Source organism: Micromonospora sp. WMMC241 (assembly GCF_027460165.1).
In the GTDB taxonomy this organism is placed as follows: Bacteria; Actinomycetota; Actinomycetes; order Mycobacteriales; family Micromonosporaceae; genus Micromonospora; species Micromonospora humi.
The window spans coordinates 1052286-1076250 of the sequence record NZ_JAPZBF010000001.1 but is presented as its reverse complement, the minus strand read 5'-3'; the positions used below and the strand labels follow the sequence as shown (position 1 = coordinate 1076250).

Below are 23965 nucleotides of genomic sequence, written 5' to 3'. Positions count from 1 at the left end.
GGCCGCCTCAGCGAGCGCCGAGCAGGTGCTCGACGGCGAGCTGGTTGAGCCGGACGAAGCCGAAGCCCTTCGCCCCGGCGGCCTCCGGGTCGAACTCCTCGAACGCGGTCCGGTCGGCGAGCAGCTCGGTGTAGCTCTCGCCCGGGTTCAGCGTCGGGGTGGACAGCTCGGCAACCTGGCTGGCGGCGAGCGCCTCGGCCACCTCGGGGTCGGCGCGGAACGCCGCGGCCCGCTCCTTGAGCAGCAGATAGGTGCTCATGTTCGCCGCCGCCGACGCCCACACGCCGTCCATGTCCTCGGTGCGCGAGGGCTTGTAGTCGAAGTGGCGCGGGCCGTCGTAGGCCTGGCCGCCGTTCGGGCCGCCGTGCTCCAGCAGGTCGACGAGCGCGAACGCGTTGAGCAGGTCGCCGTGGCCGAAGACCAGGTCCTGGTCGTACTTGATGCCGCGCTGGCCGTTGAGGTCGATGTGGAACAGCTTGCCCTGCCAGAGCGCCTGGGCGATGCCGTGGGCGAAGTTCAGCCCGGCCATCTGCTCGTGACCGACCTCCGGGTTGAGCCCGACCATCTCCGGGCGGGCCAGGGTGGAGATGAACGCGATCGCGTGACCGACGGTGGGCAGCAGGATGTCGCCGCGCGGCTCGTTCGGCTTCGGCTCGATGGCGAAGCGCAGGTCGTAGCCCTGGTCGACGACGTACTGGCAGAGCAGGTCGACGGCCTCGCGATAGCGGTCCAGCGCAGCCCCGACGTTCTTGGCCAGGTCGTACTCGGCGCCTTCCCGGCCGCCCCACATGACGAACGTCTTCGCGCCCATCTCGGCGGCGAGGTCGACGTTGCGCAGCACCTTGCGCAGCGCATAGCGGCGCACGTCGCGGTCGTTGCTGGTGAAGCCGCCGTCCTTGAACACCGGGTGGGTGAAGAGGTTGGTGGTGACCATCGGCACGACCAGCCCGGTCTCGTCGAGGGCCTTGCGGAAGCGGCTCAGCCGGGCGTCGCGGGTGGCGGCGTCCGCGCCGAACGGGACCAGGTCGTCGTCGTGGAACGTGATCCCGTACGCGCCGAGCTCGGCGAGCCGGTGGACCGCCTCGACGGCGTCCAGCTCGGGCCGGGTGGCGTCGCCGAACGGGTCGCGGGCCGGCCAGCCCACGGTCCAGAGACCGAAGGAGAACTTGTCCGCGGGGGTGGGACGGGGTGCCATGGGAACCTCCGGGTGGTGTGGTCCGCGATTTGTTCAGCGGTTGAATTAAATGGCGGGGATGTGGCAGTGTCAAGTGGTGACCAGCGCCAGCACCGCCGGAGCGGTCCGGCAGGGCAGCCTGCGCGAGTTGAACCTCGCGGTCGTGCTCCGGCGGATCGCCGCCGCCGACCGCCCGCCGTCGCGGGCGGAGCTCGCCGCGGCTACCGGGCTGACCCGGGCCACCGTCTCCGCGGTCGTCGACGACCTGATCGCCGGGCGGCTGGTCGTCGAGGCGGAACCGGCCCCACGCACCGGGGCGGGCCGGCCGGCCCGTGGCCTGCTGCTCGCCGGCGACGGTCCGGCCGGGCTGGGCCTGGAGGTGAACGTCGACTACCTGGCGGCCTGCGTGGTCGACCTCACCGGTGCGGTCCGGCACCACCTGGTCCGCCGCGCCGACCTGCGCCCGGTCTCCCCGGCCGACGCGCTCGCCCGGCTGGCCGCGCTCGCCGCCGAGGCCCGCGCCGCCGCCGTACGCGACGGACTGACCCTGGCCGGCGCGGCGCTGGCCGTGCCCGGCCTGGTGGGCGACGGCGGCCTGGTCCGGCTCGCGCCGAACCTCGGCTGGCGGGACGTGGACGTGCCGGCGTTGCTGGCCGGGCACCCGCTCGCCGAGCCGGTCGACGGGGTGCCGCCGCTGGTGGTCGACAACGAGGCCAACCTCGCCGCGCTCGGCGAGCTGTACGCCACGGCGCCCGGGCCCCGCAGCTTCCTGCACGTCACCGGTGAGATCGGCATCGGCGCCGGCATCGTGCTCGACGGGGCCCTCTACCGGGGCGCCCGCGGCTGGAGCGGAGAGATCGGCCACTTCCCGGTCCAACCGCAGGGACGGCCGTGCCGCTGCGGCGGTCAGGGCTGCCTGGAGCGGTACGCCGGCCAGGAGGCGATCCTGGCCGCCGCCGGTCTGCCCGGGGCGGAACTGCCCGCCGACACCGCCGCCACCCGCCTGGCCGACCTGGCCGAGGGCGGCGACCCGGCCACCCTGGCGGCGCTGGCCGACGCCGGCACCGCGCTCGGCGTGGCGGTGGCCGGCGTGGTGAACCTGCTGGACCTGGACACGGTGGTGCTCGGGGGCGGATACGCGCCGCTCGCGCCCTGGTTGCGCCCGCCGGTGGTGGCGGAGATCTCCCGCCGGGTGCTGACCGCCGCGTGGTCCCCGGTCACGGTGCGGCCCGCCGTGCTCGGGGCCCAGTCCGCCGCGGTCGGCGGCGCCACCTCGGTGGTCCGCCGGATCGTCGACCGTCCGGTCGGCTGGCTCGCCCGGACGCCCTGATCGGAGCCGTCCTCGACGGGCATTCGTCGGACCCGCTCGGTACGCTTGCCGGGAGGCAACCTGTCACCGACCACCCGTCCGCCGACCGAGGAGCGCACCGACAGCATGCACACCGGTCGACCGGCCGAAGCGCCCGGCCACCGGCGGTGACCGCCGCACGCCGGGGCGGTGTCGCCGGGCCGGTCAGCGGCGGCGGACCCGTCCCCCGGAAACGACCCCGGCGGGTGGCCGGGGTCGCGCTGCCGGCCGACGACCGGCTCGCCCGCGAGCTGCTGGACGGGCTGGCCGAGGCGGTCGTGACGATCGACCCGGCCGGCGTGGTGACCCTGGTCAACGCCATGGCGGCGGAGCTGCTCCCCGAGCTGACGCCCGGTGTGAGCCTGGCCGGGTGCCGGGTGCCCGCGCTGGCCGGGGCGGCCCGCGACGACGCCGACACGTTCGAGACCGAGCACCACGGCCGGCGGTTGCGCGGCCTGCGCCGCGAGCTGGCCGGCGGCCGCTGCGCCTGGTACGTGCGCGACGTCACCGAGGAGCAGGCCCGCACGGACGCGCTGCTCGCCGAGCGCTCCCGCACCGCCTTCCTGGCCCGGGCCGGCAGCCGGCTCGGGCTCTCCCTGCACCGGGAGCAGACCCTGCGCACCGCCGTGACCCTGCCGGTGCCCTACCTGGCCGACGTCGCCGTGGTGGTGCACCGGCCGCCGCCACCGGCCGAGGACGAGCCGCACTGGATCCGGTGCGCCGCCGGCGAGTCCGCCCCGGTCACCGGCGTGGCCGGCTGGCGTACGGCGGAATCGGTCCCCGGCCTGGTCGAGGCGCTCGAAGGCGATCTCACCGAGCCCAGTCCCTGGCTCGACGCCGAGCTGGCCGACCTGGCCGAGGTGCTGCCGGTGGGCTTCGGCCGGCCGGGCACCGTGCTGATCAGCCCCATGCCCAGCGCCGGCGGGCCGGCCGGCGCACTGATCCTCGCCCGCCGCCCCGACCGCGCCGGTTTCGACCAGCGGGAGATCGCGCTGGCCCGGGAGTTCGCCGGCCGGGCCGGCGCCGCGCTGGCCGCGGCCGAGCTGTACGGCGAGCAGACGCACCTGGCCCGGGTCCTGCAGAACAGCCTGCTCCCGCCGAAGCTGCCGCGCCTGGACGGGATGACCCTGGCCGGCGGCTACCGGGCCGCCGGGGACAGCCTGCGCATCGGCGGCGACTTCTACGACCTGTTCCCCACCCCGACCGGCGGCCTCTTCGCGCTCGGTGACGTCTGCGGCAAGGGGGTGGGCGCGGCGGTGCTCACCGGCCGGGTCCGCCAGTCGTTGCAGACGCTGCGCCTGGTCGAGCAGCGTCCCCGGGAGCTGATCGAGCTGCTCAACCGGGCGCTGCTGGACGCGCCGGGCGCGGCCGCCCGGGCCCAGTTCACCACGCTCCTGCTCGGGACGCTGGACCGGCAACCCGACGGCGGGCTGCTGGTCCGGGTGGCCGGTGGCGGGCATCCCGCGCCCCTGGTGATCCGCGCCGGCGGCGGGATCGACGTGGTGCGGGTGGGCGGCATGCCGGTGGGCGCGCTGACCGCGGCGAAGTTCGCCGAGGCGGAGGTGCGACTGGCACCGGGCGACCTGCTGCTGGCGTACACCGACGGGGTGACCGAGGCCCGGGGCGGCCCCACCGAGCTGGCCATGTTCGGCGAAGACCGGCTGCGCCAGGCGCTCGCCTCCGGGGCCGGGCTGCCGCCGGCCGCGCTCGTCGACCGGGTGCTCCAACTCGTCGACGAGTGGCTCGACGGGCAGCCGCACGACGACATCGCCATGCTGGCCGTGGCGGCCTCGTGAGCCCGGGCGGCCCGATCGGGCCGGCGACCCTGGCCGCGTACCTGGAGCACCTGGAACGGGCCGACCGGGCCGGCGCCGTGGCGTTGGCCCGGGGTCTGCTGACGGAGGGCTGCTCGGTCGCGGACGTGCTGGTCGACCTGGTCGCGGTGGCCCAGCGGGAGATCGGGCGACGCTGGCTCACCGGTTCCTGGAGCGTCGCCCAGGAACACGCCGCCACCCACGTCAGCGAGCTGGTGGTCGACGCGCTGGGCACGGCCGTCGGCGCGCCGCGCCGCGGGCACGTGGTGGTGGCCTGCGTCGAGGGCGAGTGGCACGCGTTGGCGGCCCGGATCGTCAGCGAGGTGGTCCGGGCGGCCGGCTGGCGGGTGACGTTCCTGGGCGCCAGCGTGCCGGCCCGGCACCTCGTCTCCTACCTGCACCAGACCGGCCCCGACGCGGTGCTGCTGAGCTGCGTGCAACCCAACCGGTTGGTCCGGGCGGCGCGGATGGTGGAGGCCAGTCGGGCCGCCGGGGTGCCGGTGCTGGCCGGCGGTCCCGGCTTCGGCCCGGACGGCCGGTGGGCGACGGCGATCGGCGCGGCGGCCTGGGGGGCCAGCGCCCGGGACGCGGTGCGGCTGCTGGCCGGGCCGCTGCCCGCCGGCACGCACACCGGCCCACCGCCCCCGCCGGCGGACGACGCGTACGTGGCGGTGCTGCACCGCCGGCGGGAGCTGGTCCGGCTCGCGCTGGCGGCGGTGGACCCGCCGGAGGAGACCGCCGAGGACGTCGCGTCCGGCATCGCGCACCTGGTGGACGCCCTGATCGCGACGGCGCGGGTGGACGACGACCAGCTGCTGCTGGACTTCCTCGGGTGGCAGGAGGAGGCGCTCACCGCCCGGGGCGGCCGGCGCCTGCTGGACGACGTGCTCGCCGCCCTGGAACGGGCCCTGGCCGAGCATCCCCGGGTGGCCGCGCGACTGCGGAACGCCCGGGCCGAGGTCACCGCCGGCTGAACGCGACGTCAGGCGGTGCGGATCACCGGGGGTTCGTCGGGCGGGATCGGCTCGCCGGGTCGTCGGGTCAGCGCCGGCCCGCGGGGCCGGGACGGCGCCGCCAGGTCGGCCAGGGGGTCACCGAGCCGCTCGCCCGACGGCTGCAACACCGGCCAGCCTCCGGCGACCGCCGCCGCGCCCCGGCGGCCGACGTCGTCGAACTCGCGCATCCCGCGCAGCAACGCCGCCCGCCCGTCCGGGCTCATCGCGCCCAGGATCCGCGCCAGGCGACGCCGCCGGTCGGCGCGCAGCTCGGCGAGGAGCCGCTCGGCCTCCGGGGTGAGGTGCAGCGAGATCTCCCGGCGGTCGTGGCGGCCCGGCTCCCGCTCCAGCATGCCGGCGGCCACCAGGCGGTCGCAGAGCCGGCTGGCGGACGAGAGAAGCATGTCGGTCAGCGTGGCGAGCCGACGGAGGTTGATCCCGTCGTGCTGCTCGACGACCATGACCGCGCGCAACTGTGCCCCGGAGAGCCGGCTGGTGGTCTGCTCCCGGGCCGCCTCCCAGACGGCGAGCAGGGTGCCCGCTGCCTCGTCCAGGGCGGCGGACATACTCGCTTCAGGTCCCACGGGACCGGGCTCTTCGGTCATGGTGGGCCCGACACTACTCCCCGGACCAGGCCGGCGACCTGTGCAAAGGAGCAAAGATGAGCGACCCGGAGGCACGCGCGCGTCAGATCCTGACCGATGCGCCGACCGATCTCATCGTCGACCGGCTCGCCGCCGAGCTGCGGCGCACGTACGGGATCACCCGCACCGAGCTGTACCAGGTCGACTACCGGCTCGCCGAGCTGCTGCCGCTGGGCGGTGGCGAGGCGCTCACCGGCCCCGGCCACCCCGCCTGGCACGCCTTCGACCACCAGGAGCCGATCGTCGCCGACGGCACCGGCTGGTTCCCGGTCGGGATGCGGGGCGAGCGACGCGGCGTGCTGCGGGTCTCGCCGATGCCGGCCGACCGGTCCGCCCGCCACGAGCTGGACACCATCGCCACCGTCCTCGGGCACGAGCTGGCCGCCGTCACGTCGACCACCGACATCTACCTGACCAACCGGCGCAGCCGGCGGCTCACCCTGGCCGCCGAGATGCAGTGGGACCTGCTGCCCGGGCGCAGCCGGATCCGCCCGTCGTTCAGCCTGGCCGGCCAGCTCGAACCGGCGTACGCGGTGCGCGGGGACAGCTTCGACTGGTCCGACGACGGCCACCGGCTCTGGCTGGCGGTGCTGAACGGCTTCGGCGAGGGGGTGGCCGCGGCGCTGCTCACCTCGCTGGCCACCTACGCGCTGCGCAACGCGCGCCGGGCCGGGCTCGGTCTGGCCGACCAGGCCGCCCTGGCCGACCAGGCGATCTACGCACAGCACCAGGGTGGGCAGCACCTCTCCGTGCTCCTGATGGAGCTGGACCTGGCCACCGGGACGCTGGCCGCGGTCGACGCCGGCTCACCGCACCTGATCCGGCTGCGCGCCGGCGAGGCGGCCCAGCAGACGCTGGACAAGCAGTTCCCGCTCGGCATGTTCGACGGCACCGACTACCGGGAGCAGCGGTTCCAGCTGGACCGTGGGGACCGGCTCTTCGTGGTCAGCGACGGGGTGATCGACGCCACCTCGGAGCGGGTCCGCTACGGCGAGTCGGCCCTGGACCGGTTCCTGCGTCGGACCGGCCCGCTGGAGCCGCTGGACGCGGTCCGGTCGCTGATCGGCGACCTGCGAGCCTTCGTCGCCGGTGACCTGGTGGACGACGCGGTGGTGGTCTGCCTGGACTGGCTGGGCCCGCAGCCGGAGGCCGGCCCGCCTCAGTAGGCGCCGCGGCTGCCCAGCACCGCCCCGAACGTCTTCCAGAGGATGGTCAGGTCGGCGGCGAGCGACCAGTTCTCCACGTAGTAGAGGTCCAGCCGGATGCCGTCCTCCCAGCTGAGGTCGGACCGGCCGCTGACCTGCCAGAGACCGGTCATGCCCGGCTTGACAAGCAGTCGGCGGGCCACGTCGCCGTCGTAGCGGGCCACCTCGGAGGGCAGCGGCGGGCGCGGACCCACCAGGCTCATCTGGCCGAGCAGCACGTTGGCGAGCTGGGGCAGTTCGTCCAGCGACCACCTGCGCAGCAGCCGGCCCGTCCGGGTCACCCGGGGGTCGTCGCGCATCTTGAACATCAGGCCGTCGGTCTCGTTGCGCGCGGCCAGCTCGGCGAGCAGGGCGTCGGCGTTGACCACCATGGTGCGGAACTTGAAGACCCCGAACTCCTCGCCGCCCTGGCCGACCCGGGTCTGCCGGAACAGCACCGGGCCGCGGCTGTCCAGCTTGATGGCGAGCGCGAGCACCGCCAGCAACGGCGACAGCAGGAGCAGGGCGATCAGCGAGAGCGACCGGTCGACGAAGCCCTTGACGAGCTTGCGGGCGCCGCGGAACTCGGGCGCCTCGACGTGGATCAGCGGCAGGCCGGCGACCGGCCGGGTGTGGATGCGCGGGCCGGCCACGTCGGTCAGCGCCGGAGCCACCACCAGGTCGACCCCGGTGCCCTCCAACTGCCAGCCGAGGCGGCGCAGCCGGGTCGCGGTCAGCTCACCGGAGGCGGTGACCGCCACCGTGTCCGCGCCGATCGCGGTGGCCGCCTCCGGGATGCCCCGGAACGACCCGACCACCGGCACGTCGCCGAGGCGCTGCGGCACCGGGGCGAGCAGCGCGTCCGGGATGCAGGCGCCGACCACCTGGTAGCCGGCGTACGGCTCCCGACGCAGCGTGTGCACCAGCTCCAGCACGTGCGCGGTGTCGCCGACCACCAGCACCTTGCGGGACCAGCCGGCGCCCCGGTCGCGGGCCCGGTGCAACCGCTTGCGGGCGGCGAACCGCGCCACCTCCAGCCCGATGGTGCCGACCGCGAAGGAGATGGCCAGGAAGCCCCGGGAGACCCCGACGTCGGCGATGTAGCCGGCGATCGCGATGCCGCCGGCCAGCCGCAGGCTGGCCGCGCTGACCCGGCGGTATTCGTCCGCGCCGTAGCCGAGCACCTGGTCGTCGTAACAGCGCATGGCCTTGAGCGACACCAGCCAGACCAGCAGGAGCACCGGGGCGACCACCACATAGGGGATCTCGGAGCCGCTGGGCTGCTCGTCACCGAACCGGGTCAGGTAGCCGACCAGGATGGCCACGGCCAGCACGGCGGTGTCGAGCACCACCAGCACCCGGATGTAGGCCCGTTCCGCGGCTCGTGTCGTCGCACCGGGTCGCTCGCCCCCGGGTCGCGACGTCCTGGCAGGAGTCAACAGCGTCGCCGAGGTCACCGGCCCTCCCCCACTCAACTCACCGAACGCCCCGATCCCACCCGGTCCCGCCCCGGGACCCGCGGTCGAGGCACTCGGACATCATGCCAGGACAATTATGGTTACCGATTGATTCGGACACATTACCGTCAGTTCACTTCTCGTACCTTGACCCGGGAAGCCTTCCGCCGTACCGGATTCCCGGTACGGCGGAAGGCTATCGCTGACTCACAGGTCAGCGCGGTGCGGGGGGCCGCAGCGCGATCGCCTGGAGGAAGATCTCACCGATCTTGCTGGGGTCGGTGGTCACGAAGGCGCCACCGCCGGCGGCGTCCGTGATGGACTTGAGCTCGGCCCGGTTCACCTCGGTGCCGATACCGATGATGATCACCTGCACCGGCTGCTCGTCGTCCCGGAGCTTCTTGATCTGCGCGAGCAGCCCCTTCTGCGAGATGCCGTTGGCGTCGTCCTCGTTCTTGCCGTCGGTGAAGAGCACGATCGAGTTGACCTTGCCGGGCTCCCAGTCCTGCTGGACCTTCTTGTACGCCGCGAGCACGGTGTCGTAGAGCCCGGTGTTGCCGCTGGAGGGGCGGATCGAGGCCAGGCCGCGCTGCAACTCGCCCCGGTTGCTCGACAGCGGCCGGATCCCGACCAGCTCCTTCCAGTCCTGCGAGCCCTGGAGGTTCGTGGAGAAGGTCCACAGGCCGATCGACCAGGAGTCGTCGAAGAGCCCCAGGCCCTGGCTCGCCGCCGCGACGGTGACCTGCTCACGACTCGCCCCGTTGGCGGTGGCGACCGGCTTCTTCATCGAACCGGACACGTCGATGACGCAGAGCATCCGGCCGGACTGGGTGGCCACCGACCAGGTGGTGGTCGCGGTCGAGATGGCGACCGGGTCGAGGTCGGCCGCGCCGCCCTGACCGGACGGCGGGACCTGCTTCTCACCGCCGTTGGCCGGGCTCGGCGCGCCGGTCGGCGCCTGGAAGCCGTTGCCCCAGTTGCCGTCCGGGGCACGAAGCGCCTGCGCCGCGAGCCGGTCCTTGAAGTCGGGCGAGCGCAGCGCCTCGAAGAGCACCCGCGCGGCCGAGGCCTTGCTCGGCTCGATGCCGGGCAGCACCGCGAACGGGAAGTCCAGCGGGATCGGCGCCGGATCCAGGTAGAGCGCGGCCAGCTTGATCGGCGGCTTCGTGTTGTTGTAGGCGATCACGTCCTCCTCGGACAGTGCCGCCGCGCCCAACCCGTTGGCGATGGCCGTCGGGTCGGTCGAACGCGGGAACCGCGCGAGCAGGTCCTGCCGCAGCGAGGAGCGGTTGGTGGCGAGCGCGCGCAGCGCCCCGACCATCGCCTCCTGCGCCTTCGGGGAGCCGGCCTCGCCGGTGGAGCTGGCCGCCGCGGTCAGCGAGAGCAGGCCGGACAGGCCGGCCGCGTCCTGGGTCGGCTCGACGATGCCGGCCCGCAGCGGCTTGCTGGCGGTGACCTGGTCGAGCATGTCGGACCAGCGCAGTTCCTTGTTCGGCCAGCCGATCCGGGTGGCCACCGGCTCGGGCAGCGCGACCACCACCGGGCTGCGCGCGATCGAGGCGCCGTTGGCCGGCGCGAAGGCGCTGGCGCCGCCGGCCTTGAGCCGCACCAGCCAGGTCGACGAGTCGGGCACCCAGACGTCGGGGGTGACCGCGGTGCCGCTGGCCTGCCCGACCCCGGCGAGCGTGGCGCCGTGCTTGCTCGCCACGGCGGCGGCCACGTCGACCGACTCGGCGGAGACGACGTTCACCGCGATGCAGGTGCCGCCGACGGCCGCGCCGTTGGCAACCCACTCGTCGGCGGCGCCGCGGACCGCGGGGGCGATCTCCGGGGCGGCCGACACCGCCAGCTCGATCCGGCCCGAACAACTCGGGCCGGCCAGCTGCTGGTAACCGAACCAGGATCCGGCTACGACGGCGACGAGGGCGGTCGCCGCGGCGGCGGCACCTGCCCCACGGAGGTTGGAACGCATGCGATGGCGGCCTGACACGGTGACCATCTTGCGTATCTCGTGGGGTTACTGCCACAACCGTTCGGACGAAAGTTACGCAGGAGAAACAGTTGATCACGTAATCGATACGCTGAGTTATGCATCAGTGACGCAGATGATCGCCATCCACTCCGGACAGCGCGCTGGGTCACCGCCCGGTCACAGCAGAACGCAGGTCGGACTGGCCACCGGAACCGGCTCCCCGACCGGCTCCGGGACCCCGCTGGCCCGGTCCACCTGGAAGACCCTGATCAGGTCGGCCCGTTCGTCGGCGACGTACAGGTGCGCGCCGGTCAGCGCGAAGTGCCGCGGCCAGCCGCCACCGGTGTCCACCTCGGCCACCAGTTCCGGTGCCGCGCCGTCCAGCGCGAAGACCGCCACCGTGCCCACGCCGCGGTTGCCCACGTAGAGGAATCGACCGTCCGGCCCGACCGCCACCTCGGAGGGCTGCACGTGCCCGGCCCGGCCGCTGGCGTCCACCCGGGCCCGCTGGTGCGGCCCCTCCGGCGTCAGGTCGTACGCGGTGACGGTGCCGTCCAGCTCGCCGACCAGCCAGCAGCGCCGCCCGTCCGGGTGCCGGGCCAGATGCCGGGGCCCGGTGCCGGCCGGCGTCCGCAGCCGGGGCGCCCGGGGCACCAGCCGCCCGGAGGCGGCCTCCAGGTCGTAGCGGTAGACCGAGTCGGTGCCCAGGTCGACGGCGAGCAACGGCCCGCCGGCCGGATCGGGCGAGACCATGTGGCAGTGCGCCCGCTCCTGCCGATCGGGATCGGCGCCGTGCCCCTCGTGCCGGACCAGGTCGGTGCGCTCCCCCGGCACGCCGTCGGCGTCCAGGCCGAACACCGCCAGGCTGCCGCCGCCGTAGTTCGCCACGAACAGGTTCCGCCCGTCCGGCGCGACCGCCAGATGGCACGGCTCGGCCCCACCGGTCGCGCGCACGCCCAGCGGTGTGAGGTCGCCGCCGGACCCCACCCGGAACGCGCTCACCAGCCCGTCGGGAAGCTCGTTGACGGCGTAGAGCACCGGCAGCGCCGGATGCCGGGCGAGGAACGACGGCGACGGGGTCGCCGCCACGGTCCCGAGCGGCGTCAACGCCCCGGTCACCGGGTCCCGCCGGGCCGCGACGATCCCGTCCGCCCGCCCGTCCGACTCCGCCGTGTAGCCGCCGATGTGGACGACCTCGTGCTGCCCGGTCAACGCTCCCACCTTCCGCCGATCCTGCTGCGATCCAACCAGGCTTCCCGGCGGACCGCCCGGTCAGTCGCCGAACGCCGGACAGGAATCGGGACCGGGCGGCTCAGCCCACCGGCACCGGCTCGCCGCGCTGGCGGGCCACGTGCTCCACCAGCGAGATCAGCACCAGCTTGCCGGACTGCCGGTCACGCGCGTCGCAGAGCACCAGCGGGACGTCCGGGTCGAGGTCCAGCGCGTCGCGCACCGCCTCCAGGCCGAACCGCCGGGAACCCTCGAAGCAGTTCACCCCGACCACGAAGGGGACACCGCGCTGCTCGAAGTAGTCGATCGAGGGGAAGCAGTCGGCCAGCCGACGGGTGTCCGCGAGCACCACCGCGCCGAGCGCGCCGAACGCCAACTCGTCCCAGAGGAACCAGAACCGGTCCTGACCCGGGGTGCCGAACAGGTAGACCTGGAGGTCGTCGTTGATGGTGATCCGGCCGAAGTCCATCGCCACCGTGGTGGTCGACTTCTGCTCCACCCCGGAGACGTCGTCGGTGCCGAGACCGGCACCGGTCAACACCTCCTCGGTCTGCAACGGCCGGACCTCGCTCAACGCGCTGACCAGCGTCGTCTTGCCGGCGCCGAAACCACCCGCGATGAGGATCTTGAGGGCCAGCGGCACCCGTGACGCGGCCGGCTCCCGGTCAAAGCGCACGGAGTCCACTGACCACCGCCTTGAGGATGTTGTCGTCGGGCAGGTACGCGGTGGCCGGGGGCCGGTGCACCGCGACGAACCCATGGGCGAGGAGGTCGCCGAGCAGCACCCGGACCACGCCGACGGCGAGATCCAGGTCGGCGGCGAGGTCGGCGACGGCCTTTGGCCGGCGGGCCAGCTCGACCAGGCGGCGGTGCTCCGGCTGGAGACCGGGCACACCTGCCGACTCGGCCGCCGACGTGGTGAGCACGAAGGCCAACAGGTCGAAACCGTCGACCGGCGGGCGTACCCGCCCACCGGTGAGCGTGTAGGGGCGGACCACCGGGCCCGCGTCGGCGTCCAGCCACTCGTGCTGGGGCCCCGGCGACTCAGCCCACATCGGTCGGCGCTCCCAGCGTTCGGGCCGGCGCGGCCAGGTTCTCACCGACGCGGATGACGAGCATCGCCATCTCGTACGCCACCAGGCCGATGTCGGCGTCGGCGTCGCTCGCCACGGCCAGGCAGGCGCCCTGCCCGGCAGCGGTGACGAACAGGTACGCCGACTCCATCTCCACCACCGTCTGGCGGACCGCGCCGCCGTCCAGGTGCCGAGTGGCCCCCTTGGCCAGGCCGGAGAAGCCGGACGCCAGCGCGCACAGGTGCTCCGCGTCGGTGCGGTCCTGGTCGGCCGAGGCGCCGAGCAGGAGCCCGTCGGCCGAGAGGACCACCGCCCGGCGGGCCGCCGGCACCCGCTCCACCAGGTCGTCGAGCAGCCAGTCGAGATCGGCGTTCTGCCGCGTCGTGTGCACCACTAGGCGTCCCTCTCAGTCGCGGTTCGTCGGTCCGGCGCCGGCGGGGAGGGCTCCGTGGTCGGATCCGGCGCGATGGGCGGCGTACCGGTGTCGCCCGGCACGTCGGTGGGCGTGTCCGGGCCGGCGCCCCGGATCCGGGTGACCGCCGGGCCGCCCGTGCGGGCGCCGTCCCGGCGCCCGCGCGCGGTACCGGCCTGCAACGCGGACATGGCGCGACGCGCCTCCTCCGGCGGACGGTGGGCCGGCGTGTCGGCGGCGACCGTGCGCGGGCGCGCCGCCGGGCCACGCCGCCGCACCCGGCGGGGCAGGCCGTCGGAGTCGGCGGGCGGTTCCACGGTCGAGGCCCGGGTGGTCGGCAGCGGGATCACCGTGGACTCGGGGCGTTCCCGGCCCGGCCGGCTCGCCCGGCCGCGCGGCACCGTGGTCAGCCGGCTCACCTTCGCCATCCGCCGGCGTTCCGGCCCGGCGGAGGCGGCGTCCGGGCCGACCGCCGGCTCGTCGGTGACCAGGTCGGACGGGATGAACACGGAGGCCGTCGTCCCGGTCGGCCGACCCGGCCGGAGTTCCACCCGAACGCCGTGCCGCGCGGCCAGCCGGGCCACCACGAACAGGCCCAGCCGGGCGCTGTCGGCCGGGTCGAACTCGGGCGGGGCGGCCAGCTTGCGGTTGGCCGCCGCCATCGTCGGCGCCGACATGCCCAACCCCCGGTCGGTGATCTCGATGGTGTAGCCACCCGGCACGGTGCGGCCGGTGACGTCCACCCGGGTGCCGGGCGGGGAGAAGGCCGTCGCGTTCTCGATCAGCTCGGCGAGCAGGTGGATCACGTCACCGACGGCCCGGCCGAGCACGCCGGCCGGCTGCACCTCACCCACGTCGACCCGGTGGTACGCCTCGACCTCGGAGATCGCCCCGCGCATCACGTCCACCGCGGCGACCGGCCGGCGCCAACCCCGCCCGGGCGCGGCGCCGGCCAGGATGACCAGGTCCTCGGCGTGCCGGCGGAGCCGGGTGGCGAGATGGTCGACCTGGAACAGCCCGGCCAGCTCGTCCGGGTCCTCGGTGCGCCGTTCCAGCCGGTCCAGCAGCGCCAACTGGCGGTGGACCAACCCCTGGCTGCGCCGGGCGAGGTTGAGGATGACCTCGTGGAAGCCGCGGCGCAGGGTGACCTCGTCGACGGCGGCCTGTACGGCGGTGCGGCGCACCTCGTTGAAGGCGCTCGCCACCTGGCCGATCTCGTCCCCGCCGTGGTCCATCTCGGGGGCCTCGCGGGCGACGTCGACCTCCTCGCCCCGGCGCAGCCGGGCGACCACGTCGGGCAGCCGTTCCTCGGCCATCTCGGTCGCGGCCGACCGCACGCCGGTCAGCCGGTGCGCCAGCGACCGGCCCACCCGCAGCGCCACCAGCACGCAGACGACGATCGCGACCAGGCCGAGCACCCCCGCGGCGGCGAGCTGGACCAGGATGCGCACCGCCATCGGCACCGAGCGTTCGGCCAGACTGTCCGCGCCGCGCAGCTCGAAGTCCCGCAGCCCCTGCCAGACCTCGGCGTGGCTGCTCTCCCAGGCCCGGACGTCGAACCGGGCGGGCAGCTCGTCGGCGCGGATCAGCGCGTCCTGCAGGGCGCGCAGGCGCAGGAACCCGGCGCCCTCGGTGAGCCGCTGGTAGCCGGCCCGCTCGTCGGGTGGCAGGTCGGCGACCGCGCTCTCGGCCAGGAACCGCTGGTTCTCCACGGTCCGCACCAGCTGCTCGTGCTCGCCCTCGGCGTACCGGCCGGCGGTGAGCGCGCCGGCCAGCAGCGCGTCGGCCTGACCGAGCAGCTCGCGGGAGCGGCCCAGCGCGGTGAGCGCCGAGGCCTCCCGGTTGAGGTGGACGTCGGGGAGCGCGGCCATGGCGGAGAACGCCTGGAACGCGGAGCCGATCATCCCGCTGTAGAGCCCGACCGCGCCGGCCCGGTCCACCTTCCGGTCGTCGATGAAGACCCGCCCCGCGGGCAGCGCCTCGAGCGCCGCGCCGAGCTGGTCGAGCCGCGCGTCGAGCTGGTCGTCGGCGGCGTCGCGCAACTCCTCGCCGTCGATCCGCCGGCGCAGCTCGTCGACCGCCCGGTCGGTGCGGTCGCGTTGCCCGGCCAGCTCCGGCAGGACGCCGTCGCCGGCGAGCTGGACCACCGAGAGCCGCCGTTCCCGCTGCAGCTCGGCGACCACGTTCTCGCCCGGCCGGCCCAGGTCGTAGAGGAGGGTACGGGCGGCGAGCAGATCCAGCGCCGGCCCGAAGGTCAGCGTGGTGGCGAAGATCCACAATGCCAGCAGCCCGGTCACCGGACCGATGACCAGCGCGGTCAGCTTGGCGCGGATCGGCCAGTCGCGGGTGTTCAATAAGACCTCGCCCGGGAAGGTTCGCTGGGTGGCGCCGGCAGCGGCCGTCAGGTGACCGGCCACGACGCCGGGCCCCGACCCGGACGCCTTGGGCAGGATACGTAATCCCCGGCCGATGCACTACCGGCCGTCTCGCCCCTCACTACCGTCCGAGATGACCATGCCGGACGGCCGGTGGAGCCCGCCGCGCCGCCGGACGGGTGTTTCTGGAACGGCTCAGCTTTCGCGTTCCGGCCGGGAAAGTGCGCCGGAACGGGATTGGCGATCACCCCCACCAGGGAATACCACCTGCCGAAGGAGGAGCCATGTCGCCCACCCAGGTAGTCGTCATAGTCATCGTCGTCGTCGTGGTCGCCGCTCTGGTCGCGTTCGCCGTGGTCGCGAACCGCCGGCGGGCGCTGCGGCAGCGTTTCGGCCCCGAGTACGACCGGGCCGTGCAGGAACAGGACAGCCGGGGCGCCGCCGAGCGTGAGCTGCGCGAGCGCGAGCGCCGGCACGCCGAGCTGGAGCTGACCCCCCTCAGCCCGGAGTCCCGGGCCCGCTACGCCGCCGCCTGGGAGGAGGTCCAGGTGCGCTTCGTCGACTCCCCGTCGGAAGCGGTCGGTGAGGCCGACGAGCTGGTCAGCGCCCTGATCACCGAGCGCGGATACCCCACCGGGGACTTCTCGGACCAGATCGCCCACCTCTCCGTCGAGCATGCCCGCACGCTTACCCACTACCGCGACGCCCACGAGATCCGGCAGCGCAACGAGCGCGGTGAGGCCGGCACCGAGGACCTCCGGCAGGCGCTGGTGCACTACCGGGCCCTCTTCGCCGACCTGCTCGGCGAGGACCCGGTCGGCCAGCGGGCGCCGGAGCAGCGCCACCCCGATTCCGAGCACGACGCCACGAGCCGCTGAGGAGCCGCCGCCATGCGCCAGGAAGACCAGCAGGTCACGCAGGACCACCCCGAGGCCGTACGGTCCGCGCCGGTACCGGTGCCGCCGCCGCACGACCACGACCGCACCGACGTGCCCGAGGACGCACGTGACGACCGGGGCACGTCGGACGACCCGACCGTGGGCGACGAACGGGCCGCGGGGCTCGACGAGACCCGGGCGTACGACGCCGGTGAGCTGCGGGACGGGGCCGACCGGTCGGACGACGACGAGGCGCGCGACGACGACGGACGCCCCGCGTTCCACGAGCCGGCGCCACTGCCGACGGCGTTCGGCGCGGCCACGGTCGGCGACGCGGTGGCCGCCTCGGCGCTGGCCGGCGGCCGCCCGGAGGACGAGCGGGACGCGCGCGGCGAGGACACCGCCGTGCCGGGCGACGGCGCGCCGGGCCGGACCGACCCGCTGGACGACGAGCGGGCCGACCCGACGGCCGGTGACCGGCTGCACGACCGGGACCGCTGGGCGGCCGGGCACCCCGACACGGACCGCGACGACACCTCCCTCGACGACGCCGACCGGGACGACACGGTGGGGGCCCACGCCGACCGGGACGACACCGTGACCGCCCACGCCGACCGCGACGACACCCGCGTCGACGACGCCGACGAGACCGTGGTCGCCGACGCGGACCGGGACGGCGTGCCGGACCGGGACCGGGACGACGCGGTCGCCGCCGGCGCGGTCGGCTACGGCAGCCCCGAGCCGGGCCTGGTCGACCCCGACGCCGAGCCCGTACCCGTGGACGCCGACGCCGCCACCGGTCGGCACCACGACACCGTCGACCCGGAGAGCGCCACCGCGGCGGCCGGCGCGGTCGCCGGCGGCGCGGCCGGAGCGGCGGTGGCCGGAGCGGCCCGCCCCACCCCCGGCGCCGTGCCGGGCGACGCGGCGACGCTGTTCGCCCCGGACGCCGCACAGGGCTTCCGGGACCGCTGGCGCGACGTCCAGCTGCGCTTCGTGGACGACCCGAAGGCCGCGGTCGGCGAGGCCGAGTCGCTGGTCGAGGAGGCGATCGAGGCGCTGTCCACGGCACTGCGGGAGCAGCGCACCAAGCTCGGCACCTGGCAGGAGTCCGGCTCGTCGGACACCGAGCAGCTTCGGGTGGCCGTGCGCGGCTACCGCGACTTCCTGGACCGCGTGCTCGGGCGCTGAGGCCCGCCACCCGCACCCGCACCTCACCGGCCGTCCGGTGAGAAGGGGCCCCTTCTCGACGCCAGGCGTTAAGAAGGGGCCCCTCCTTGCGTCTTCGGTGAACCGGAACAGCAGGCATGAAACGTCGCGATCGGGGTAACTGCCGGCGCAGCACGCACCCACACGAGGGGAGCAACAGGCATGGGCAGCGGCCTACGGTTGAACATGAACGCCCTGGACTACCTGATCCTGGCGCTCTACTTCGTCACGGTGCTCGGGGTCGGTTTCGCCGCCCGGCGTGCCATCAAGACCAGCGTCGACTTCTTCCTCTCCGGGCGGTCGCTGCCCGCCTGGGTCACCGGCCTGGCGTTCGTCTCGGCGAACCTGGGCGCGCTGGAGATCATCGGCATGGCCGCCAACGGCGCCCAGTACGGCATCATGACGGTGCACTACTACTGGATCGGCGCGGTGCCGGCGATGGTCTTCCTCGGCATCGTGATGATGCCGTTCTACTACGGCTCCAAGGTGCGCAGCGTGCCGGAATACCTGCGGCTGCGCTTCAACCGCCCCACCCACCTGCTCAACGCGATCAGCTTCGCGGTCGCCCAGGTGCTGATCGCCGGCGTCAACCTGTACGCGCTGGCGCTGATCATGCAGGCGCTGCTGGGCTGGCCGCTCTGGGTGGCGATCGTGATCGGCGCGGTGATCGTGCTGGCGTACATCACCGTCGGCGGCCTGTCCGGCGCGATCTACAACGAGGTGCTCCAGTTCTTCGTGATCATCGCCGGGCTGGTGCCGATCACGGTGATCGGCCTGGTGAAGGTCGGCGGCGTGAGCGGGCTGATGGACGCGGTGCGGGAGTCCAAGCTCGGCGAGGCCGGCCTGCACGCCTGGCAGGGCACCGGCAGCACCGACAACCCGCTCGGCGCGCACTGGCTGGGCATCGTCTTCGGCCTCGGTTTCGTGCTCTCCTTCGGCTACTGGACCACCAACTTCGCCGAGGTGCAGCGCGCGCTGTCGGCGCGGAACATGAGCGCCGCCCGGCGTACCCCGATCATCGGGGCGTACCCGAAGCTGCTCATCCCGGTGGTGACCGTGATCCCCGGCCTGATCGCCCTGATCACGGTCAAGGGGTTGGGCGCCGACCAGGGCGACCTGGTCTACAACAACGCCATCCCGCTGCTGATGCGCGACCTGCTGCCCAACGGCGTGCTCGGCATCGCGGTCACCGGCCTGGTGGCGTCGTTCATGGCCGGCATGGCGGCCAACGTCAGCGGCTTCAACACCGTCTTCACGTACGACATCTGGCAGGCGTACTTCCGGCGGGACCGCCCGGACGGGTACTACGTGAAGGTGGGCCGGATCGCCACGGTGGTGGCCGTGGTGGTCGGTATCGGCACCGCGTTCATCGCGGCCGGCTTCAGCAACATCATGAACTACATCCAGGCGCTCTTCTCGGTCTTCAACGCCCCGCTCTTCGGCACCTTCATCATCGGCATGTTCTGGCGGCGGATGAGCGCGCTGGCCGGCTTCTGGTCGCTGCTCTCCGGCACCGTGGTGGCGATCGCCACCTACCTGCTCTACAAGCTCGGCGTGATCAGCTTCAACTCCGACCTGGAGGAGAGCTTCTGGGGCGCGGGGCTGGCCTTCGTCACGGTCGCGGTGGTGGCCGCGATCATCACGCCGCTGACCCGGCCGAAGACCGACGACGAGCTGACCGGTCTGGTGTACGGCATGAGCGACACCACGCTCAAGGACGACTCGTTGGCCGGCGACGCGGCCTGGTACCGCTCCCCGGTGCTGCTCGGCGTCGTCGCCGTGGTGCTCGCCGCCCTCTTCTACATCCCGGTCTTCTGAGGAAGGGAACCAGGTCATGGCAGACAACGAGGACCGTTACCAGGGCGGCGAGGCCCACGACCCGCTTGTCGACGAGACCGAGGACGCCCGGGAGGAGAACTCGGCCGCGGCCCGGCTGTTCGACATCCGCCGGGTCATCGGCGGGCTGTTCGTCGCGTACGGGCTGATCGTCGGGCTGATGGGGCTCTTCGACTCGTCGGCCGAGATCGACAAGGCGCAGGGGCTGCGGATCAACCTGTGGGCCGGTGCGGTGATGCTGGTCTTCGGGCTGCTCATGCTGCTGTGGCAGAAGGTGAGCCCGACGGAGGCGCCGAAGACGCGCTCCGGCGAGTCCTGAGCCGTCGGCCGGGGTCCGGCATGGCCGTCCCCGCAAGGGGTACGCCAGGGGGATCACCGATTGGGACAGGAGGCAGCAGCATGGCCGATCGTGACCCCGGACGACCGCTGGAGGAGACCCCCGAGGTGGCCGCGGCGGTGGACGACGACAGCACGGTGCCGCAGCTGCGTACCGGCGGCACCGACCCGGACAATCCCACCTTCACCGAACCGGACGGCGCGGTGGCCGACACCGGGTCGCCGGACATCCTCGGCGACCCGTACGCGGCCGGGACCGGCGCGACCGGCACCGGCACCGGCGCGGGCGGGGACAACATCCGTACCGGCGCCGAGCAGCCCTGGGAGCCGGAGGACCTGGTGCGGGCCCGCGGTCAGGACGTGACAGCGGAGAACGTGGAGCGGGCCCGCCGTGACCTGGACGAGCTGGGTCGAGCGGCGATCGAGAAGACGGTGCCCTGACCCCTGGACGGCCGGGGGCCCCTGGTCGACGTGGGCGTCGACCAGGGGCCCGGGGGAACCCGCGCGGCGGTGCCTCACTCCCGCCGCGGCGGGTGGTCCGGCCGCGGAATCAGAGCGCCGGGTAGGCGTTCTGCATCAGCTGCGCGAACTGGGCCGGGAACCAGGCGCCGGAGATCGGCGCGTCCGGCAGGGCGCCGGACATGCTGTTCCCGTTGCGGGCGTTGCCGGTGTACGTCGGGTCGCACATCCGGTCGAAGCCCTTGCCCTCGTTGTTCGGGATCTCCTTGCTGGAGCCGTCCGACTCACCCGGGGGCTTCACCCAGACGTAGGCGTCGATGCCGGACTCCGGCGCCGCCTTCGGCCGCTCGCCGAGGCCCGCACCCGCCTGGTTGCACCAGTTGCCGGCGTGGAAGCGACGGTCGATCCGACCCCCGTCGACGTAGGCGTCCACCGAGGTCGACGGGCCCGGGCCGGTGGGCCGGGCGGCGCCGCCCCAACCGTTGCGGGAGGTGTCGATCAGCATGCCGATGTTGCTGTCGAAGCCGATCGAGACCAGCTTCTGCCGGAACGCCTGGGCGAACGACAGCTCGTCGACGTACATGTTCCAGTCGACCCACTTGGACTGCCGCACGGTCTGGCCGTTCACCGAGTCGGTGATCTTGACGTACGGCTCCTTCAGCGCGGAGTAGTTCGCCGTGTTGGTGATGAAGCCCTGCACGTTGTGCACGGTGCTGCCGGACGCGACGGCGGCGGCCTTGAGCTGGTCGGCGACCGGGCCGAAGTTGCTGTCCCAGCCGAGCCAGCCGTGGTGGCCGGCGTCGATGTAGTTGTAGACGTTGCCGATCGCGCCGAGCTTGGCGAGGGCGTAACCCACGCCGTTGACGTACGCGCCGTTGGCCTTGACCGTGTCGCACATCGCGGTGCCGCCCGGGTTGCCCGAGGTGTTGGTCACCAGGTTGGGCAGCGAGTCGATCTCGATGATGTTGACGATCCGCAGGTTCTTGTACTTCGCGTCGCCCTGGATCGCGGCGATCGGGTCGATGTACTCGGCCTTGTAGCGGGGCAGCTCGTTCGGGCCCAGCTCACCGTTCGAGGCGAGCGCGGAGCAGTCCCGGCCGGGCAGGTTGTAGATGACGAACTGGATGTAGCCGGCGCCCTGGGCGAGCGCGGCGTCCAGGTGGGCCTTGACCCCCATCGCGCCGTTGGAGCTGCTGTCCGGGGTGCCGTTGATGGCGGCGATCCGGTCGATCCAGACCGCGGTCGGGTTGTTCGACACCCGGCTGCCGCCGGCGACCGACTCGGCCTTGGCCTTCCACTCCGGGTTCACGTAGCCCTTGGCCCCGACGAAGGGGTTGTCCACCTTCTGCCCCGGCGGGGTGCTGGTGGGCGGCGTGCTCGTCGGCGGGGTGCTCGTGGGCGGCGTGCTGGTGGGCGGCGTGCTCGTCGGCGGCGTGCTGGTGGGCGGGGTGCTGGTGGGCGGCGTGCCGCCGTTGCAGACCGTGCCGTTCAGCGTGAACTGCGTCGGCTTCGGGTTGCTGCCGCTCCAGGCGCCGTTGAACCCGATGTTGGTGCTGGCGCCGGTGCCCAGCGAGCCGTTGTAGGACTCGTTCTGCGCGGTGACGTTCTGGCCGCTCTGGGTCCACTTCGCCGACCAGCCCTGCTGCACGCGCTGGCTGCTGTTCGGGAACGTGAAGCCGAGGTTCCACGAGCTGACCGGGTCACCGAGGTTCTTGATGACCACGCTGGCGGTGAAGCCGCCGGCCCAGTCGTTGGTGGTGTATTCCACGCTGCACTGGGTCGCGGCCTGCGCCGCGGTGACCGGAAGGGTCACGAGCCCACCGGCCACGAGGACGCCGGCGCCGGTGAGCGCGAGCGTCCGGCTCCGGCCGGACAGCCTTCTCCACAGATTCATACCACTGATCTCCTTGGGCGAGACCGGATCCGCGTACGGCCCGGCGGAATGGCGGTGGCGGTCGCCCTGCGGGATGACCGTGCGCGCCACGGGTTGCTTCGGGGGACGCCCGACCCGGACGGGCGTGAGGGGGTGGTGGTGCCGACCGGTCCGCAGGACCGGCCGTGGGAGCGGACGTCGTCCGGCGGTGCCGGTTGCCCTCGACGTCTGAGCTCGCGGTGTGGCTCCCCGAACCGCGTGCAGCGATTCTTGCATGGGAGCGCTTCCATGGCAATGGCTCGATACGCCCACCCCGACCCTACCGCGCAGCGGGTTCTCCGAGGCCCAGACCGGGCGCGGCGGCGCTCCGCACGCGCGAAAGCCACATCATCGGCAAAGTCCTAAAAACGAATCTTTCCCCGAATAAGTCGCGAAAAGGTCTAACGTCGGCGGTAGCTCGACTGACGTCGGGCTCAGGACGAACAGGGATGGAGTGACGCTGCTCATGGCTAAGAAGATGCTCGGGAAGGTCGTCGCGGGTGCCGCTCTCGGCGGCGCGGGCCTTCTCGTGTTCACCCCAGGGCTGGCCTACGCGGGCGGGCACGACGACGAGGGCAAGGTCATCGCCAAGCCGCACGTGGTCAAGGCGGGCGACACCGTGGAACTGCTCCAGATCTGCTCCGAGCCGCAGGAGCACGCCTACGTCTGGTCGAAGGTGACCGGCAAGGTCGACCTGCACCCGGCCCGCGACGGCGAGCACGGCGACTGGGCCGACGGCTCCGACTGGGCCGATCGTGGTGGCGACTGGGCCGATCGTGGTGGCGACTGGGCCGACGCGGACCAGGGTCCCGACGGCAAGGACGCGCACGGCGGCGACGACCACGGCAAGGGCCCGGACGGCAAGGACGAGCAAGGCAAGGACGAGCATGGCAAGGGCCCCGAGGGCAAGGGCCCTGAGGGCAAGGACGAGCAGGGCAAGGACGGGCACGGACCGGGCGAGGCGGGGATGCCGCAGCCGCCGGCCGACGCGCCGCAGTCGGGCGGCACGGGTGCCGGCGCGGCCGTCGACCCCGCCGCCCAGGGCCCGGAGGAGTACGGCCAGGCCGCCGAGCCCGGCTGGGACGCCGCCGACTGGGCCGACGACGAGCACGGCAAGGACGGCAAGGACGGGCACGGCCCGGACGGCAAGGAGGCCGAGGGCGAGCACGGCAAGGGCCCGGAAGCCAAGGACGACCACGGCAAGGGCCCGGACGCCAAGGACGAGCACGGCAAAGGCCCCGAGGCCAAGGACGACCACGGCAAGGGCCCCGAGGCCGGGGACGAGTACGGCAAGGACGGCAAGGACGAGCACGGGGCCGAGTGGCAGGGCGGCGACGCGTGGCAGGGCGGGGACGAGTACGGCTCCGGCGGCGACGAGGCCGGCTGGGAGCACGGCAAGGACTTCGTCTACTACGGCGAGGCCCGCGTCTCCGAGGACGTCCACCCGGGCCGGTACGAGCTACGGGGCTCCTGCGGCGAGGGTGAACTCGTGGTCCTCCCCCACGGCGGGGTCGACGGCGGTGACGGCGGCATGGCCGGCACCGGTCTGGACCGCGGTCTCGCCACCGGGGGCGCCGGCATGATCGGTGCCGCCGCACTGGGCGGGCTGGTGCTGCTGCGCCGGCGGCGGGCCGGTGACCTGGTCTGACCGGACGAC

Annotated in this window: 20 protein-coding genes; 10 read left to right on the top strand and 10 right to left on the bottom strand. The window is 73.7% G+C overall.

Going from position 1 to position 23965, the window contains the following annotated elements; all coding sequences use genetic code 11:
* Positions 1-7 precede the first annotated feature (7 nt).
* Positions 8-1195: a xylose isomerase gene (gene xylA / locus O7598_RS05145; RefSeq protein WP_269690242.1), complete on the bottom strand. Its 1188-nt coding sequence runs from the start codon at positions 1193-1195 to the stop codon at positions 8-10.
* Between the two features lie 49 nt (positions 1196-1244).
* Here xylA and O7598_RS05140 point away from each other — a divergent pair, with 49 nt between their 5' ends.
* From O7598_RS05140 to O7598_RS05130, 3 genes are all read left to right on the top strand, one after another.
* Positions 1245-2504, top strand: a complete 1260-nt coding sequence (locus O7598_RS05140; protein ID WP_269690241.1) for an ROK family transcriptional regulator — start codon at positions 1245-1247, stop codon at positions 2502-2504.
* Positions 2505-2728: 224 nt separating this feature from the next.
* Entirely contained in the window at positions 2729-4318 is a 1590-nt protein-coding gene (locus O7598_RS05135; RefSeq protein ID WP_269690240.1) for a PP2C family protein-serine/threonine phosphatase, read from the top strand.
* A complete protein-coding gene (locus O7598_RS05130; RefSeq protein WP_269690239.1) occupies positions 4315-5310 on the top strand; it encodes a cobalamin B12-binding domain-containing protein in 996 nt (331 codons plus the stop codon). The genes O7598_RS05135 and O7598_RS05130 overlap by 4 nt, the downstream gene beginning before the upstream one ends.
* 8 nt (positions 5311-5318) lie before the next feature.
* Here the strand turns inward: O7598_RS05130 and O7598_RS05125 are convergent, their stop codons facing one another.
* Entirely contained in the window at positions 5319-5897 is a 579-nt protein-coding gene (locus O7598_RS05125) for a MarR family winged helix-turn-helix transcriptional regulator (RefSeq protein ID WP_269690238.1), read from the bottom strand.
* A 95-nt stretch (positions 5898-5992) separates the two neighbouring features.
* Here O7598_RS05125 and O7598_RS05120 point away from each other — a divergent pair, with 95 nt between their 5' ends.
* On the top strand, positions 5993-7141 hold the full coding sequence (locus tag O7598_RS05120) for a PP2C family protein-serine/threonine phosphatase (protein ID WP_269690237.1): 1149 nt from the start codon (positions 5993-5995) through the stop codon (positions 7139-7141).
* Here the strand turns inward: O7598_RS05120 and O7598_RS05115 are convergent.
* The 7 genes from O7598_RS05115 to O7598_RS05085 form a co-directional block, all read right to left on the bottom strand.
* On the bottom strand, positions 7135-8616 hold the full coding sequence (locus tag O7598_RS05115) for a sugar transferase (protein ID WP_269690236.1): 1482 nt from the start codon (positions 8614-8616) through the stop codon (positions 7135-7137). The two genes, O7598_RS05120 and O7598_RS05115, sit on opposite strands and share 7 nt — an antisense overlap.
* 214 nt (positions 8617-8830) lie before the next feature.
* Positions 8831-10588 (bottom strand): substrate-binding domain-containing protein, encoded by a 1758-nt coding sequence (locus tag O7598_RS05110; protein WP_269690235.1) that lies wholly within the window; start codon positions 10586-10588, stop codon positions 8831-8833.
* A 177-nt stretch (positions 10589-10765) separates the two neighbouring features.
* On the bottom strand, positions 10766-11800 hold the full coding sequence (locus O7598_RS05105; RefSeq protein WP_269690234.1) for a lactonase family protein: 1035 nt from the start codon (positions 11798-11800) through the stop codon (positions 10766-10768).
* A gap of 100 nt (positions 11801-11900) precedes the next feature.
* Positions 11901-12503 carry a GTP-binding protein gene (locus O7598_RS05100; RefSeq protein ID WP_181569981.1) on the bottom strand — a complete coding sequence of 201 codons (603 nt, stop codon included), beginning with the start codon at positions 12501-12503 and terminating at the stop codon, positions 11901-11903.
* Positions 12484-12873: a DUF742 domain-containing protein gene (locus tag O7598_RS05095; protein ID WP_269690233.1), complete on the bottom strand. Its 390-nt coding sequence runs from the start codon at positions 12871-12873 to the stop codon at positions 12484-12486. Before O7598_RS05095 ends, O7598_RS05100 begins: the two co-directional genes overlap by 20 nt.
* Positions 12863-13285, bottom strand: coding sequence for a roadblock/LC7 domain-containing protein (locus tag O7598_RS05090; protein ID WP_269690232.1), 423 nt, complete (start codon positions 13283-13285; stop codon positions 12863-12865). The genes O7598_RS05095 and O7598_RS05090 overlap by 11 nt, the downstream gene beginning before the upstream one ends.
* The gene (locus O7598_RS05085) at positions 13285-15657 is read right to left on the bottom strand and encodes a sensor histidine kinase (RefSeq protein ID WP_269694752.1); all 2373 of its coding nucleotides are present in this window, start codon (positions 15655-15657) and stop codon (positions 13285-13287) included. Before O7598_RS05085 ends, O7598_RS05090 begins: the two co-directional genes overlap by 1 nt.
* A 305-nt stretch (positions 15658-15962) precedes the next feature.
* On the opposite strand from O7598_RS05085, the gene O7598_RS05080 reads away from it, so the two are divergent.
* The 5 genes from O7598_RS05080 to O7598_RS05060 all read left to right on the top strand — a co-directional run bounded on the left by O7598_RS05080 (position 15963) and on the right by O7598_RS05060 (position 20378).
* Entirely contained in the window at positions 15963-16556 is a 594-nt protein-coding gene (locus tag O7598_RS05080; protein WP_269690231.1) for a hypothetical protein, read from the top strand.
* 12 nt (positions 16557-16568) lie between these two features.
* Positions 16569-17747, top strand: coding sequence for a hypothetical protein (locus O7598_RS05075; RefSeq protein ID WP_269690230.1), 1179 nt, complete (start codon positions 16569-16571; stop codon positions 17745-17747).
* 180 nt (positions 17748-17927) lie between these two features.
* Positions 17928-19583: a sodium:solute symporter family protein gene (locus O7598_RS05070; protein ID WP_269690229.1), complete on the top strand. Its 1656-nt coding sequence runs from the start codon at positions 17928-17930 to the stop codon at positions 19581-19583.
* A 16-nt stretch (positions 19584-19599) separates the two neighbouring features.
* The gene (locus O7598_RS05065; RefSeq protein ID WP_269690228.1) at positions 19600-19920 is read left to right on the top strand and encodes a hypothetical protein; all 321 of its coding nucleotides are present in this window, start codon (positions 19600-19602) and stop codon (positions 19918-19920) included.
* Between the two features lie 80 nt (positions 19921-20000).
* A complete protein-coding gene (locus tag O7598_RS05060) occupies positions 20001-20378 on the top strand; it encodes a hypothetical protein (RefSeq protein WP_091069265.1) in 378 nt (125 codons plus the stop codon).
* 109 nt (positions 20379-20487) lie between these two features.
* Here the strand turns inward: O7598_RS05060 and O7598_RS05055 are convergent, their stop codons facing one another.
* The gene (locus O7598_RS05055) at positions 20488-22290 is read right to left on the bottom strand and encodes a glycoside hydrolase family 6 protein (protein ID WP_269690227.1); all 1803 of its coding nucleotides are present in this window, start codon (positions 22288-22290) and stop codon (positions 20488-20490) included.
* A 484-nt stretch (positions 22291-22774) separates the two neighbouring features.
* Here O7598_RS05055 and O7598_RS05050 point away from each other — a divergent pair, with 484 nt between their 5' ends.
* Positions 22775-23956 carry a hypothetical protein gene (locus O7598_RS05050; RefSeq protein WP_269690226.1) on the top strand — a complete coding sequence of 394 codons (1182 nt, stop codon included), beginning with the start codon at positions 22775-22777 and terminating at the stop codon, positions 23954-23956.
* Positions 23957-23965: the final 9 nt, after the last annotated feature.